Consider the following 14,006-nt stretch of genomic DNA (forward strand, 5'->3'; position numbering starts at 1 on the left):
GGCGTACGGGTCAGGTCAGGCCGGGAGGGTCCAGCGCTGGTTGGCGCCGGCGAAGCACTCCCAGATCTGCAGGCGGGCGCCGTCGGCCGAGGTGTTGTCGGTGACGTCGAGGCACTTGTTGGACTGCGGGTTGCGCAGCGTGCCGTTGGACTGTGCCTGCCACACCTGGGCGCCGCTGCCGTTGCAGTCGTACATCTGCACCTTGGCGCCGTTGGCGGTGGAGCCGCTCGTGATGTCGGCGCACTTGCCGAGGGCGCGCAGCGTGCCGTCGGTGGCGACGGTCCAGGTCTGCGCGGTGGTGCCGTTGCAGGTCCAGAGCTGGACTGCGGCGCCGTTGGCGGTGCTCGCGGAGGCCACGTCGACGCACTTGCCGCCGAGGCCGGTGATCCGGCCGGTACGACCCGACGGCGGCGGGGTGGTGCCGCCCATGATGGTGTCGTACATGGCGCTCACCAGCGAGGTGGAGCCGGTGGTGTCCTGCGACAGCTCCCAGTTCATCACGCCGCCGGCGTTGGCCAGGGCCCACTGCGTCTTGCGCTTGACGGTCGGGATGCCGTTGTAGCACTGCTGCGCGCCGCCGGCCGTGGTGCAGTCCCGGTTGGCGTTGGCCGGGTCCAGGGCGACGAGCGCCGAGTACGTGTAGTAGCCGGGGCGGCTGTAGAAGGGAATGCCGAGGACGGCCTTGCTGGCCGGCAGTCCGCGGTTCTTCCACAGGTTGATGCTGTTGATCGACCAGTCGTAGTTGGAGTGCGGGCTGCCGCCGTCGTACGCCATGATGTTGAACCAGTCGACCTGGTTGAACACCGCGGTCTGGATGCCGTCGAGGTAGTAGCCCTCGGAGACGACGGCCGCGGTGAGCAGCTTGCCCCGGCTGTGCATGGCGCTGCCGAGCTGGGTCATGACCTGGGTGTAGTTGTTGGCCGAGGCGCCCGGGTCCGGGTACTCCCAGTCCATGTCGACACCGTCGAGGTTGTACTGGTTGACGAGGTTGACCAGGTTGTTGACGAACGCCGTCCGGCTGCTGGAGTTGGCCGCGAGGGCCTCGAACGCCGAGTCGTTGCCGTCGTTCCAGCCGCCGACGGCGATGGAGACCTTGACGTTGTTGGCGTGCGCCTGCGAGACCAGCGAGGAGAGCTTGCTGGGGTTGTCCAGGGCGCGCAGGCTGCCGTCGTTGTTGGGCAGCACGAAGGCGTAGTTGATGTGGGTGAGCTTGTTGTACTGGATCGTGTTGACGTTCCCAGCCCACGAGGGCATGTAGCCGACGCTCTTGAAGCCGTTCGGCAGCACCACGGCCTGCGCGGCGGTGGGGACCAGGGCGACGGTGGTGGCGGCGGTGGCCAGGGCTAGCAGGCCGGCGCTGAGGACGCGGCGCAGTGGTGAGGACATGGGGGCCTTCCCGTGGGCGGGGGACTACACCCGCCCACGCAGGGTTTCGCGGGCGGGACATGGGGGAGCAGGAACGGGTGGGCCTCGAGGCAGCCAAATCTTAAAGAGTGTTAACTGTCGACGTCAATCAACGCCGGTGGATTTTCGTCGTGCGACCTACGTGGCTTCTGGGGATGCCCAAACGACCGTTAAGCTGACGGGGTGGCAACCGACGAGCTGTACCCGCCGGACCGGCTGATCGCCGCGCAGCGCGCCACCGCCGATGCCGGCCTGGACGCGCTGCTGCTCACCCCCGGCTCCGACCTGCGCTACCTGACCGGCTACGACGCCCACGCGGGGGAGCGGCTCACCTGCCTGGTGCTGCCGGCCGAGGGCGCGCCGACTCTGATCGTGCCCCGGCTGGAGCGTCCGGCCGCCGAGGCGGCGACCACCACCGGTCTGCGCATCGTCGACCATCCCGACGGCGTCGACCCGTACCCCCTGGTCGTCGCCGCCCTCGACGGCCCGGCGGCGGCCGTCGGGCTCGCCGACCGGATGTGGGCCGAGCAGGTCCTCGCCCTGCGCGCGGCCCTGCCCGAGGCCGCGCAGCGGCTCGCCGGCGAGGTGCTGCGCGAGCTGCGAATCCGCAAAACCCCGGCCGAGGTGGCGGCGCTCGCCGAGGCCGGCGCGGCGATCGACGAGGTGCACCTGCGCATGGGTGAGTGGCTGCGTCCCGGCCGCACCGAGGTCGAGGTGGCCGCCGACATCGCGACCGCGATCCGGGCCGCCGGCCACGTCAGCGTCGATTTCGTCATCGTGGCCGCCGGCCCGAACGGGGCGAGCCCGCACCACGGCACCTCGGACCGGCCGATCGGCGTCGGCGAGCCGGTGGTGGTCGACATCGGCGGCACCATGCCGTCGGGCTACCGCTCGGACTGCACCCGCACCTATGTCGCGGGCGGGCCCGCGCCGGCCGAGTTCGTGGAGTACTACGCGGTGCTGCACGCCGCCCAGGGCGCGGCGGTGGCGGCGGTACGCCCCGGCATCAGCGCGGAGGCGGCCGACGCGGCGGCCCGGACGCCGATCGCCGCCGCCGGCTACGGCGACGCGTTCCTGCACCGCACCGGGCACGGCATCGGCCTGGACGGTCACGAGGAGCCCTACCTGGTGGCCGGCAACGGCCGACCGCTGGAGGCCGGGATGGCGTTCTCCATCGAGCCGGGCATCTACCTGGCGGGCCGGCACGGCGCCCGCATCGAGGACATCGTCGTCTGCACGACGGACGGCGTGCAGCGGCTCAACACCACCCCCACGGAGCTCATCGCGCTATGACTGTCGACCGGATCCTCCCCACCGACGAGGCCCACGACCTGCTGGACCTCGCCACCGAGCTTGCCGACCGTGAGCTCGCGCCCAAGGCCGCCGGCTTCGAGGAACGCGCCGAGTTCCCCCGCGAGGTGCTGCGCACGATCGGCCGGGCCGGCCTGCTCGGCCTGCCGTACGCGGAGGAGTACGGCGGCGCGGCGCAGCCGTACGAGGTGTACCTGCAGGTGCTGGAGATCCTGGCCAGCCGGTGGCTCGCGGTCGCCGAGGCCGTCAGCGTGCACACCCTGAGCTGCTACCCGGTGGCCGCGTTCGGCACCGACGAGCAGCGCAAGCTGCTGCCGGACATGCTCGGCGGCGACCTGCTCGGCGCGTACTGCCTCTCCGAGCCGCAGGGTGGCTCGGACGCGGCGGCGCTGAGCACCCGGGCGGTCCGCGACGGCGACGCGTACGTCGTCTCCGGCACGAAGGCGTGGATCACCCACGCGCACAGCGCCGACTTCTACAACATCTTCTGCCGTACCGGCGGAGCCGGCCCGAAGGGCATCTCCTGCCTGGTCGCCGACGCGGGCACCGCCGGCATCGCGCCGCAGGCCGCCGAGCGGACCATGGGGCTGCGCTCCTCGCCGGTGGCGCAGATCGCCTTCGACGGGGCGCGGGTGCCGGCCGACCGGCTGGTCGGTGGCGAGGGCGCGGGCTTCACCATCGCGATGTCCGCGCTGGACTCGGGCCGGCTCGGCATCGCCGCCTGCGCGGTCGGGCTCGCCCAGGGGGCGCTGGACTACGCGGTCGGGTACGCCCGGGAGCGGCAGCAGTTCGGCCGGTCCATCATCGACTTCCAGGGGCTCGGCTTCCTGCTCGCCGACGCGGCCACCCAGATCTCCGCCGCCCGCGCGTTGACGCTGGCGGCGGCGCGGCTGCGCGACGCCGGGCGGGTGTACTCGATCGAGGCGGCGAAGGCGAAGCTGTTCGCCACCGACATGGCCATGCGGGTGACCACCGACGCCGTGCAGGTGCTCGGCGGCGCCGGTTACGTGGCCGACCACCCGGTCGAGCGGTACATGCGAGAGGCCAAGGTGCTGCAGATCGTGGAGGGCACCAACCAGATCCAGCGGCTGGTGATCTCCCGGGCGCTCGCCAAGGGCTGAGCAGGCGCGGGGCGGGTGCGGCGCGCTTGTCGCCGTACCCGCCGTCGCGCTTCCTCGTCGCCGTCGCGCCGATTTCCCGGTAGGTTGCTCGCCGTGGAGGAGATCGACCGCGCCATCGTCGCCGCGCTGACCGCTGACGGCCGTCTGTCGTACACCGACCTGGCCGAGAAGGTGGGGCTGTCGGTGTCCGCCGTGCACCAGCGGGTGCGCCGGCTGGAGCAGCGCGGGGTGCTCAAGGGGTACGCGGCCCGGGTGTCGTTCGAGGCGCTGGACCTGCCGCTGACCGCGTTCGTGGCGATCCGGCCGTTCGACCCGTCGCAGCCGGACGACGCGCCGGAGCGGCTGGCGCACCTACCGGAGATCGACTCGTGCTACTCGGTGGCGGGGGAGGACTTCTACCTGCTGCTGGTGCGGGTGGCCAGTCCGGCCGACCTGGAGCGGGTTCTTCAGGAGATCCGCACGTCGGCGAACGTGACGACGCGGACGACTGTGGTGTTGTCCACGCCGTACGAGAACCGCCCTCCGAAGATCAGTGGCGGGGTGCCTGGTCGGTCGCGGTCCCGGGCGCCGGAGGAGCCGGCTGGTTCCACCGCAGGATGACCTGCCGGCCGTGTTCGTGACCGAGCGCGCTGACCGTAGCGGTCTCCAGGCGCAGCCGTCCGCCGGCGGACGGGGGGAGACCGATCCAGCGGGCGCCGAGCACCCGCAGGCTGTGCGCGTGGCCGACCAGTGCCACGGTGCCGCGGTCGAGCATCGGGGTGACCCGGGCCAGCACCCGGTCGAGTCGTTCGCCCACCTGGGCGGGTGACTCCCCGCCGGGGCAGCCGTCGGTCCAGATGTTCCAGTGCGGGTCGTCCTCGTGGATGTCGACGGTGGTGCGGCCCTCGTACTCGCCGTAGTTCCACTCGCTGAGGTCCTCGTCGACCGCGTCGACGGTGAGCCCGGCCAGCTGCGCGGTGCGCAGCGCACGGGAGCGGGGGCTGGACAGCACGGTGGCGAACCGTCGGCCGGCGAGGAACGCCGCGAGGGTGCGGGCCTGTCGCTCCCCGTCGGGGGTCAGCTCCAGATCGGTGTACGAGGTGTGCCGCAGGCTGGCGCTCCAGGTGGTCTCGCCGTGCCGGATCAGCAGGAGCTCTCCCATGCGGCCAGTTAACCATCGTGTGGGCGATGCCCGGGCCGCCCTCCCTCAACCTATCTTCCTAGGACGCCTTACGGGGTGTGCCGACCCGCACCGCCGGTTTCGGCACCGGGAGACCGGGCAAGCGAACGGCGACAACCGCCAGACCGAGGAGGCGCGATGAGCTTCACCGAGAAGGCAAAGAACAAGGTCGAGCAGGTGGCCGGCGCCGCGCGGGAGCGCATCGGCGACATGACCGACAACGAGCGGATGCGTGGCGACGGCGCCAGCGAGCAGGGTGACGCGCGCGCCAAGCAGGCCGGTCAGAACATGAAGGATGCCGGCAGCAAGATCAAGGACGCTTTCAACAAGTGACCTCAGCGGTCCACGGGTCCCCGGGCGACGACGCACCCGGGGACCCGTCGCGTACGGCGGCTATCGTCGCCCGGTGACCGTGCTTCGTTCCCTGGTGTTGTTCGCGCTGGCCGCCCTGGCCGAGATCGGGGGCGCCTGGCTGGTCTGGCAGGGGTGGCGGGAGCAGCGCGGCCTGTGGTGGATCGCCGCCGGGGTGGTCGCGTTGGGCTGTTACGGCTTCGTGGCCACGTTCCAGCCGGACGCGAACTTCGGCCGCATCCTGGCCGCGTACGGCGGGGTGTTCGTGGCCGGTTCGCTGGGCTGGGCGATGGTGGTGGACGGTTTCCGGCCGGACCGCTGGGACCTGGCCGGCGCCGCGCTGTGCCTGCTGGGCGTCGCGGTCATCATGTACGCCCCGCGCGGAGGTTCCGCCTGAGCCCCCGCCCCGCTCCCTGTGCCGTCGATCATCGAGCGGTGCGCCGATCTTGCACTTTCTGTTGTGGCATAAGGGGTATCTCGCTCATTCCGGCGACCGAAAGTGCAAGATCGGCGCGAGGTGGATGGGGCGGTGAGAGGTACTCGCTTCTGCGATGATGCGGCTCGTGATCGGATCCCGGCTTCGCCTCTTCTGGTGTGGCGTACTGGTTGTGGTGGCCTCGCCTGGCGTTGGCGGCTGTGCGGCGTCTCGGGTGCCGTCACCGGAGCGGCCGGTGTTCGTCGGCTCGCCCGCCACGCCCTCGGCGTCGCCGGCCCCGCCTGTGGCCCCCTCCGCCGCACCGACAGATCTTCCGACGGCCGCGGTTCCCCGGTCCACGGTTCCGCCGGCCGCGCCGGCACCGGGGACTCCGACACCGGGGGTTCCGGACGTCCCCGGGGCGTCGACTGTGGGAGTCCGCGCGCCGGTGGTGAACCACGGCCCGCGGACCGGTGACCGGGTCGCGTTGACGTTCGACGCGGACATGACCGACGGCATGCTGGCCAATCTGCGCAGTGGGAGGGTGCGGTCGTACGCCAACCTGCGCATTCTCGACCTGCTGGAGCGGAAGCAGGTGCCGGCGACGTTCTTCCTGACCGGCAAGTGGGTGCAGCGGTACCCGGAGGTGACCCGGCGGATCGCCGGCAATCCGCGCTTCGAGTTGGCGAACCACACCTACGGGCACGCGGCGTTCACCGCGCACTGCTACGACCTGCCCCGGCTGCCGGTCGGCGAGCTGGCCGACGACGTGGCGAAGACGTTCGAGGTGATCGCGCCGTACGGGGGTCGGCAGACCCGGTACTTCCGCTTTCCGGGCCTCTGCCACGACGCGGCGGCGTTGGACGCCCTCGCGCCGTTGGGTGTGACGGTGGTGGACGGGGACGTGATCAGCGGTGATCCGTTCGCGAAGGCGTGGAAGCCGCTGGTGCGGGCCGTGCTGGACCACGTCCGTCCCGGCTCGGTGGTGATCATGCATGTGACCGAGGCGAACGCGGCGATGACCGACGAGGCGTTGCCGCACATCCTCGCCGGATTACGCGAGCGCGGATTGACGCCGGCGCCGTTGTCGGAGGTGCTGGCCGCCGGTTGAGTGGGCGGCCAACACCTTCGGTGCGTCAGTCGTCGCGGTGGTCGGTCCACCACTGCTGGCCGCCGGCGGGCAGGGTGTCGATCGGGTCGTAGTAGGCGTAGCGCTTGTTGAGCGCCTCCAGGTCGGCGGACTCGATGGAGGTGCGGTAGTTCTTGGTCCAGTAGGAGATGCCGCGCTCACGGTCGTAGTCGGTGAGCATGTGGACCCAGCGCTTGCCGACGAAGGGGACGTCGCAGACGATCCGCGGGGTGGCGTAGCCGGGCAGGTAGCCCATGATGTCGTGCTGGAGTTGCTGGGCGTGCCAGACGGGGACGCGCCAGTGTTCGGCGTTGGGGATCATGTCGCACATGTAGAAGTAGTACGGCAGGATCCCGGCCTCGCCTTGGAGTGCGAAGCAGAGGTCGAGCAGTTCCGGGGTGGTGGCGTTGACGCCGCGCATGAGCACGCCCTGGTTGCGGACGTCGCGGACGCCGACGTCGAGGGCGGTCTGGGCGGCCTTGGCGACCAGTGGGGTCAGTGACTGGGCGTGGTTGACGTGGGTGTGGATGGCGAGGTTGACGCCGCGTCGGGCGGCGGTGCGGGCGACGCGTTCCAGGCCCTCGACGACGTCGGGTTGCAGCCAGTGCTGGGGGAGGCCCATGAGGGCCTTGGTGGCGAGCCGGATGTCGCGGACCGTCTCGAGTTCCAGCAGCCGCATGAGGTACGACTCGAGGTTGCGCCAGGGGACGTTGGCGACGTCGCCGCCGGAGACGACCACGTCGCGGACGCCGGGGTGGGCCTTGAGGTAGGCGATGTGGGCGTCGTAGCGGTCGACGGGCTTGAGGGTGAGTTTGAGTTTGTCGACGGCGGGGGTGGAGTTGCCGACGAGGTCCATCCGGGTGCAGTGCCCGCAGTACTGGGGGCAGGTGGAGAGCAGTTCGGCGAGGACCTTGGTGGGGTAGCGGTGGGTGAGGCCTTCGGCGACCCACATGTCGTGCTCGTGGAGGCTGTCGCGGCTGGCGTAGGGGTGTGAGGGCCAGTCGGTGCGTCGGTCGGAGGCGACCGGGATCATGTATCGGCGGATGGGGTCGGCGAGCAGCGCTTCGGTGGTCAGCGGCGCGAACGGCACCATCGTGTTGATCATTTGTGGCGGCACCAGCATGGACATGGTGGCCAGGGTCTTCTGGTCGGCTTCGAGGTCGGTGTAGAAGCTGTCGTCGATGAGGTCGCCGAAGACGGCGCGGAGCTGCTTGACGTTCTTGACGCAGTTGACGCGCTGCCACTGGGCGGATTCCCACTGGTCGCGGGTGACGGTGCGCCAGCCGGGGAAGCGGGTCCAGTCGGGTTCGACCAGGGGGCGGCGGTGGTATTCGTACGGCTGCCCGGCGGTCGGTGTGGCGACCGGGGCGTGACGGGGTTGCGGGATGGTCTGGGTCACGGCCCCTCCTCGGTGGTGCGGTGGATCATCGAAGCTCGAAGGCTACTGGAAAATATCCGGCGAAGAAATTAGTCTGCCGTAAGTTTTCCCGTTACGCGAGCCCTGGCCGGGGCTTCGAGCGGCTGGGTAGGGGAGGTCGGCGTGACGTCACCGGTGGGTCTGCACCGCGTCGTGCAACCGGCGGGGGTGCTGCCGCAGGCGGCGTGGCGCCTGGACGCGTCGGCGGCGATCGCGCCGAACGAGGTGCGTATCCGGGTGCAGCGGTTGAACCTGGACGCGGCGAGTTTTCGGCAGTTGTCGGAGAAGCACGGCGGTGACGGTGACGCGGTCCGCGCCGAGGTGCTGGAGATCATCTCTACGCGGGGCAAGATGCAGAACCCGGTGACCGGCTCCGGGGGCATGCTGATCGGCACCGTCGAGGAGGCGGGTCGGCGTTCCCCGCTGGGGTTGAAGGCGGGGGAGCGGGTCGCCACGCTGGTGTCGTTGACGCTGACGCCGCTGGTGATCACCGATGGGTTGGCGCGCTGGGACGGGCGCAGCGAGCAGGTGCCGTGTGACGGTTGGGCGATCCTGTTCGCGCGGTCGATCGCCGCGGTGCTGCCCGAGGACGAGGACCCGCAGCTGTCTCTCGCGGTGCTGGACGTGTGTGGGGCGCCGGCGCTGACGGCGCGGGTGGTGTCGCGTTACGTCGAGGAGCGCCGGCGTGCGGGCGATCCGACGCCGGTGAGCGTGGCCGTGATCGGTGGTGCGGGCAAGAGCGGGTCGCTGTCGCTCGCGGCGGCGCGGCGGGCGGGGGCGGCGCGTACCGTCGGGGTGGTTCCGGTGGCGGCGGAGCGCGACGCGCTGACGGCGGCCGGGCTGGCGTCGGTGGTGGCGTTGGCCGACGCGCGTGATCCGGTGGGGTTGTCCACGGCGGTGACCACGGCGTTGGGGACGCCGGCGGATGTGACGGTGGTCTGCGTGGACGTGCCGGGCTGTGAGCACGGGGCGGTCCTGGCGACCGCGGACGGCGGCACGGTGATCTTCTTCTCGATGGCGACGAGCTTCTCGGCGGCGGCGTTGGGTGCGGAGGGGCTGGCGGCGGACGTGACGATGCTGGTGGGCAACGGGTACGTGCCGGGGCACGCCGAGTTGGCGTTGGGGTTGCTGCGCGGCGAGCCGGGGGTGCGTCGGCTGTTCGCGGCGCGGGTGGCGGCAGACTGAGGTCATGACGAACCCCTCGACGTTGTATCGCGGCGGCGTGCTGCACTGTCCGGCCGACCCGAGCGCGACCGCGCTGCTGGTGTCCGGTGGGCGGATCACCTGGTTGGGCACCGACGGTGACGCGCCGTCGGCCGACCGGGTGGTGGACCTGGCCGGAGCGCTGGTGACGCCGGCGTTCGTGGATGCGCACGTGCACGCCACGGACACCGGGTTGGCGTTGTCCGGGCTGGAGTTGTCCGGGGTGCGTTCGGCGGGGGAGTTGCTGGACGCGGTGGCGGGGTTCGCGGCGGGTCTGCCGGCGGACGCGGTGGTGCTGGGGCACGGCTGGGACGAATCGGGTTGGTCGGATGCGACGTTGCCGGACGCGGCGTCGTTGGACCGTGCGGCGGGCAGCCGGCGGGTGTACCTGTCGCAGGCGTCCATCCATTCGGCGTTGGTGTCGTCGGCGTTGCTGGCGGCGTGTCCGCAGGTGGTGGACGCGGCGGGTTACGACCCTTCGGGTTGGCTGCGCCGCGACGCCCACCACGTGGTGCGGGCGGCGGCGCAGGGGTCGGTGACGCGGGCGCAGCGGGTGGCGGCGCAGCGGGTGGCGCTCGCGCACGCGGCGTCGCTGGGCATCGCGGCGGTGCACGAGTGTGGCGGTCCGGAGATCTCCGACGAGGAGGACTTCACCGGTCTGCTGGGCATCTCGGGGGCGGGGGTGCCCGAGGTGTACGGGTACTGGGGTGAGTTGGGTGGCGCGGCGCGGGCCCGGGAGTTGGGCGCGGTGGGCGCCGGCGGGGATCTGTTCGCCGACGGGGCGTTGGGTTCGCGCACGGCGCACGTGTCGCAGCCGTACGGCGACGGCGAGGGGTGCGGGCACGGCTACCTGTCGGTCGAGCAGGTGCGTGATCACCTGGTGGACTGCGCGGCGCACGGGATGCAGGGCGGGTTCCACGCGATCGGTGACGCGGCGATCGGCACGGTCCTGGACGGTTTCGCGGCGGCGGCGGCGACGCTGGGTGTGGAGCGGCTGCGGGCGGCCCGGCACCGCATCGAGCATGCGGAGATCCTGAACAAGCGGATGATCGCGCGGTTCGTGGAGTACGGGATCGTGGCGAGCATGCAGCCGGCGTTCGACAGGTTGTGGGGCGGCGCGGGTCGGATGTACGAGGCGCGGCTGGGTCTGGACCGGTCGTTGGAGTCGAATCCGATGGGCGCGATGCACGGTGTGGGTGTGGCGTTGGCGTTCGGGTCGGATTCGCCGGTGACGCCGCTGGACCCGTGGGGGTCGGTGCGGGCGGCGGCGGCGCATCACAACCCGGCGCAGCGGATGAGTGTGCGGGCGGCGTTCGCGGCGCACACCCGGGGTGGGTGGCGGGCGGTGCACCTGGACGTCGAGGGTGTTCTCGCGTTGGGTGCGCCGGCGACGTTCGCGGTGTGGTCGACGTCGGCGGGCGTGGAGCGGGGCCTGCCGGTGCTGCTGGCGGAGGATCCGGAGTTGCGGGGGCCGGACGATCCGACGCCGCTGCCGGTGTGTCGGCGGCTGGTGCTGCGCGGCGAGGTCATTTACGAGGAAGGGTCGTCGTGAGCGAGCAGATGAGCGGTGTGGCGTGACCGGCAAGCTTGATCTTGATCCGGTGTTGGTGGCGCGGGCGCGGGAGTTGGCGCGTCGGGCCGGTCAGCCGGTGGTCGACCTGGCGCGCAGTCACACGACGGTGTCGGTGGAGCGTGCGGTGTTGCGGCTGGCCGGGGTGACCGGCGCCGACCCGGAGGGCATTCCGTGGGTGAACCGGCTGGTCGACGCGGTCGTCGCGGACGTGGGCCTGGGTCACGGGGTGGCGGTGCCGGTGTTCGACGCGCTGGTCCGCGAGGGCAGCACCGACGTGACGTTGCTGGCGCAGAAGGCCGCTGCCGGGTCGGTGCGGTTCGGTGTGCCGTCGGGGCGGGCGGCGACGACGGCCCGGTCGGCGGCGCGCAGGGCCGTCGGGGCGGGTATCCGGCGGATCGACCGGCGGCGTGCCGAGCGGCACCGGCTCGTCAAGCGGCACGGTGATCCGAAGCAGCGGCCGTGGATCTACCTGATCGTGGCGACCGGGGACATCTACGAGGACATTCCGCAGGCGCAGGCGGCGGCGCGCGCGGGAGCGGACGTGATCGCGGTGATCCGCTCGACGGGGCAGTCGCTGCTGGACTACGTGCCCGAGGGCGCGACGCGCGAGGGGTTCGCCGGCACGTACGCCACGCAGGAGAACTTCCGCCTGATGCGGGCGGCGTTGGACGACTCGTCGAAGGAGTTGGGCCGGTACGTGCGGTTGACCAACTACGCGTCGGGGTTGTGCATGCCGGAGATGGCGACCCTGGCCGGGCTGGAACGCCTCGACATGATGCTCAACGACTCGATGTACGGGATCCTGTTCCGCGACATCAACCCGGTGCGCACGTTCGTGGACCAGCGGTTCTCCCGGCAGGTCCACGCCCGGGCGGGGATCATCATCAACACCGGTGAGGACAACTACCTGACCACCGCGGACGCCGTGGACGAGGCGCACACGGTGACGGTGTCGCAGTTGCTCAACGAGTTCTTCGCGCACGAGGCGGGCCTGGCGGACTGGCAGTTGGGTCTGGGGCACGCGTTCGAGATCAACCCGGAGGTGCCCGAGTCGTTCCGCCTGGAGCTGGCGCACGCCCTGCTGGCGCGGGAGTTGTTCCCGGACGCGCCGCTGAAGTGGATGCCGCCGACGAAGCACATGACCGGTGACGTGTTCCGGGGCAATCTGCTCGACGGGTTCTTCAACCTGGCGGGCGCGCTGACCGGTCAGGGCATCCTGCTGGTGGGGATGATGACCGAGGCGGTGGTGACGCCGTGGCTGTCCGACCGGGACATCGCCCTGCAGAACGTGCGGTACGTGCTGGGCGCGGCCGGTGGGTTGCACGAGGACTTCGTGCCGGCGGCGGGCGGGTTCATCCGTCGCCGCGCCAACCAGGTGCTCGGTGAGGCCCTGGATCTGCTGGAGCGCATCGGGGAGCAGACGCTGCTGACGGCGATCGCCGAGGGCACGTTCGGGATCATGAAGCGGCCCGCGGACCGGGGCAAGGGCCGCGACGGGGTCGCCGCGCACGAGGCCGACTACTACAACCCGGCCACGGACATCCTGGAGGCGGCGTGAGCGAGCGTAGCGAGCGAACCGGCCAGCACAGCAGCCCGACGCTCACACCGCCGCGAAGCGGTGGCGTGAGCAAGCAGATCGTGCGCCCGTACGGGGACACCACCGGTGACGGGATGGTGCAGGTGTCGTTCACGCTGCCGGTGTCGCACGACAAGCGGGCCGAGGGCGCGGCGGTGCAGTTGGCGAACAGGATGGGCATCGACCCGGCGATGGTGGTGCACGCCAAACCGATGGGCGACGGGTTCACGTTCTTCGTCGTGTACGGGCGGGTCAACCACCTGGTCGACCTGGACGCGGTGCAGGTGGTGGAGCGGGACTTCGCGTTGCTGTCGGCCAAGGACGTCAACACGGTGATCAAGCAGCGGCTGCGGCGCAAGCTGTCCGTGGTGGGCGCGTGCATCGGCACGGACGCGCACACCGTGGGTATCGACGCGATCCTCAACGTCAAGGGCATCGCGGGGGAGAAGGGCCTGGAGTACTACCGGGAGCTGAAGGTCACCAACATGGGCGCGCAGGTCAGCGTGCCGGAGCTGGTGGAGGCTGCCCGGGCGGAGAAGGCCGACGCGGTGCTGGTGTCGCAGGTCGTCACGCAACGCGACGCGCACCTGCACAACACGCGGGAGATGTCGGCGGCGTTCCGGGAGGCCATGCCGGCGGGCAGACGGCCGCTGCTGATCGTCGGCGGTCCCCGCTTCGACGAGACGATGACCGACGAGTTGGGCGTCGATCGGATCTTCGGTCGGGGCACCACCCCCGGCGAGGTGGCCAGCTATCTGGTGCACGCCCTGATCACGCAACGGAAGGCGAACGCATGACCGACGCACGGCTCGGGTTGACGGTGACGCACCGGCGGTACGTGCCCTACGCGCACGCCCACTATGCGGGCAACCTCGTCGACGGCGCGTACGCCCTGGGACTGTTCGGTGACGTCGCCACGGAGGTGTGCATCCGCACCGACGGCGACGAGGGTCTGTTCGCCGGGTACTCCGACGTGCGGTTCACCGCGCCCATCCGCGCCGGTGACGTGGTCGAGGTGACGGCGCAGGTGTCGCGGGTGGGCAGTCGCAGCCGCACCCTGGAGTTGAGCTGCGCGGTGGTGTGCCGGGGCCGCCCGGACCGCTCCGAGTCCGCCGCCGAGGTCCTCGACCCGCCGATCGTGGCGGTCACCGCGACCGGCACCGTGGTCGTACCCGCCGGGACAGTGAGTCGCGAGGAGTGAGCCGGGCTTGCGAGCCCCGCAGTCGCGAACAGGGCAGACACAGTGAGTCACGAGGAGTGAGCCGGGCTTGCGAGCCCCGCAGTCGCGAACAGGGCAGACACAGTGAGTCGCGAGGAGTGAGCCGGGCTTGCGAGCCCCGCAGTCGC

The 14,006-nt window shown here is 71.3% G+C and carries 14 protein-coding genes; 11 read left to right on the forward strand and 3 right to left on the reverse strand.

Annotation, left to right across the window (positions count from 1 at the left end):
• Positions 1-15: 15 nt before the first annotated feature.
• Positions 16-1,386: a glycosyl hydrolase family 18 protein gene (locus tag ABZV06_RS20780; protein WP_355233641.1), complete on the reverse strand. Its 1,371-nt coding sequence runs from the start codon at positions 1,384-1,386 to the stop codon at positions 16-18.
• A 201-nt stretch (positions 1,387-1,587) separates the two neighbouring features.
• Between ABZV06_RS20780 and ABZV06_RS20785 the strand changes: the two genes are divergently transcribed.
• The 3 genes from ABZV06_RS20785 (at position 1,588) to ABZV06_RS20795 (ending at position 4,436) form a co-directional block, all read left to right on the forward strand.
• Positions 1,588-2,697, forward strand: a complete 1,110-nt coding sequence (locus ABZV06_RS20785; RefSeq protein ID WP_355623451.1) for a Xaa-Pro peptidase family protein — start codon at positions 1,588-1,590, stop codon at positions 2,695-2,697.
• Positions 2,694-3,836 carry an acyl-CoA dehydrogenase family protein gene (locus ABZV06_RS20790; protein ID WP_355623454.1) on the forward strand — a complete coding sequence of 381 codons (1,143 nt, stop codon included), beginning with the start codon at positions 2,694-2,696 and terminating at the stop codon, positions 3,834-3,836. The genes ABZV06_RS20785 and ABZV06_RS20790 overlap by 4 nt, the downstream gene beginning before the upstream one ends.
• A 93-nt stretch (positions 3,837-3,929) precedes the next feature.
• A complete protein-coding gene (locus ABZV06_RS20795; RefSeq protein WP_355233648.1) occupies positions 3,930-4,436 on the forward strand; it encodes an Lrp/AsnC family transcriptional regulator in 507 nt (168 codons plus the stop codon).
• Here ABZV06_RS20795 and ABZV06_RS20800 read toward each other — a convergent pair.
• Entirely contained in the window at positions 4,366-4,977 is a 612-nt protein-coding gene (locus ABZV06_RS20800) for a histidine phosphatase family protein (protein ID WP_355233650.1), read from the reverse strand. The genes ABZV06_RS20795 and ABZV06_RS20800 overlap by 71 nt on opposite strands.
• A 156-nt stretch (positions 4,978-5,133) precedes the next feature.
• Here ABZV06_RS20800 and ABZV06_RS20805 point away from each other — a divergent pair, with 156 nt between their 5' ends.
• From ABZV06_RS20805 to ABZV06_RS20815, 3 genes are all read left to right on the forward strand, one after another.
• Entirely contained in the window at positions 5,134-5,328 is a 195-nt protein-coding gene (locus ABZV06_RS20805; RefSeq protein ID WP_355623457.1) for a CsbD family protein, read from the forward strand.
• Between the two features lie 73 nt (positions 5,329-5,401).
• Complete coding sequence (locus ABZV06_RS20810; protein ID WP_355233654.1) at positions 5,402-5,743, forward strand: YnfA family protein; 342 nt, start codon at positions 5,402-5,404, stop codon at positions 5,741-5,743.
• A gap of 466 nt (positions 5,744-6,209) precedes the next feature.
• Positions 6,210-6,872 carry a polysaccharide deacetylase family protein gene (locus ABZV06_RS20815; protein WP_355623460.1) on the forward strand — a complete coding sequence of 221 codons (663 nt, stop codon included), beginning with the start codon at positions 6,210-6,212 and terminating at the stop codon, positions 6,870-6,872.
• A 25-nt stretch (positions 6,873-6,897) separates the two neighbouring features.
• On the opposite strand, the gene ABZV06_RS20820 is transcribed toward ABZV06_RS20815, so the two are convergent.
• Positions 6,898-8,289, reverse strand: a complete 1,392-nt coding sequence (locus ABZV06_RS20820) for a lysine 2,3-aminomutase (RefSeq protein ID WP_355623463.1) — start codon at positions 8,287-8,289, stop codon at positions 6,898-6,900.
• Between the two features lie 153 nt (positions 8,290-8,442).
• Between ABZV06_RS20820 and ABZV06_RS20825 the strand changes: the two genes are divergently transcribed.
• The 5 genes from ABZV06_RS20825 to ABZV06_RS20845 all read left to right on the forward strand — a co-directional run bounded on the left by ABZV06_RS20825 (position 8,443) and on the right by ABZV06_RS20845 (position 13,860).
• Positions 8,443-9,492 carry a zinc-binding alcohol dehydrogenase gene (locus ABZV06_RS20825; protein ID WP_355233706.1) on the forward strand — a complete coding sequence of 350 codons (1,050 nt, stop codon included), beginning with the start codon at positions 8,443-8,445 and terminating at the stop codon, positions 9,490-9,492.
• Between the two features lie 4 nt (positions 9,493-9,496).
• On the forward strand, positions 9,497-11,062 hold the full coding sequence (locus ABZV06_RS20830) for an amidohydrolase (RefSeq protein ID WP_355623466.1): 1,566 nt from the start codon (positions 9,497-9,499) through the stop codon (positions 11,060-11,062).
• A gap of 22 nt (positions 11,063-11,084) precedes the next feature.
• A complete protein-coding gene (locus ABZV06_RS20835) occupies positions 11,085-12,641 on the forward strand; it encodes a lysine 5,6-aminomutase subunit alpha (protein ID WP_355623470.1) in 1,557 nt (518 codons plus the stop codon).
• A gap of 65 nt (positions 12,642-12,706) precedes the next feature.
• On the forward strand, positions 12,707-13,456 hold the full coding sequence (locus ABZV06_RS20840; protein WP_355233708.1) for an OAM dimerization domain-containing protein: 750 nt from the start codon (positions 12,707-12,709) through the stop codon (positions 13,454-13,456).
• Entirely contained in the window at positions 13,453-13,860 is a 408-nt protein-coding gene (locus ABZV06_RS20845; RefSeq protein WP_355233664.1) for a hotdog domain-containing protein, read from the forward strand. The genes ABZV06_RS20840 and ABZV06_RS20845 overlap by 4 nt, the downstream gene beginning before the upstream one ends.
• Positions 13,861-14,006: the final 146 nt, after the last annotated feature.

Origin of the sequence: Micromonospora sp. NPDC005172 (assembly GCF_040608555.1) — a bacterium.
GTDB lineage: Bacteria > Actinomycetota > Actinomycetes > Mycobacteriales > Micromonosporaceae > Micromonospora.

Excerpts from the sequence above, each read along its gene's own strand:
- ABZV06_RS20780 (WP_355233641.1), bottom strand. The coding sequence starts at position 1,386 with ATGTCCTCACCACTGCGCCGCGTCCTCAGCGCCGGCCTGCTAGCCCTG.
- ABZV06_RS20790 (WP_355623454.1), top strand. The coding sequence starts at position 2,694 with ATGACTGTCGACCGGATCCTCCCCACCGACGAGGCCCACGACCTGCTG.
- ABZV06_RS20800 (WP_355233650.1), bottom strand. The coding sequence starts at position 4,977 with ATGGGAGAGCTCCTGCTGATCCGGCACGGCGAGACCACCTGGAGCGCC.
- ABZV06_RS20805 (WP_355623457.1), top strand. The coding sequence starts at position 5,134 with ATGAGCTTCACCGAGAAGGCAAAGAACAAGGTCGAGCAGGTGGCCGGC.
- ABZV06_RS20830 (WP_355623466.1), top strand. The coding sequence starts at position 9,497 with ATGACGAACCCCTCGACGTTGTATCGCGGCGGCGTGCTGCACTGTCCG.
- ABZV06_RS20845 (WP_355233664.1), top strand. The coding sequence starts at position 13,453 with ATGACCGACGCACGGCTCGGGTTGACGGTGACGCACCGGCGGTACGTG.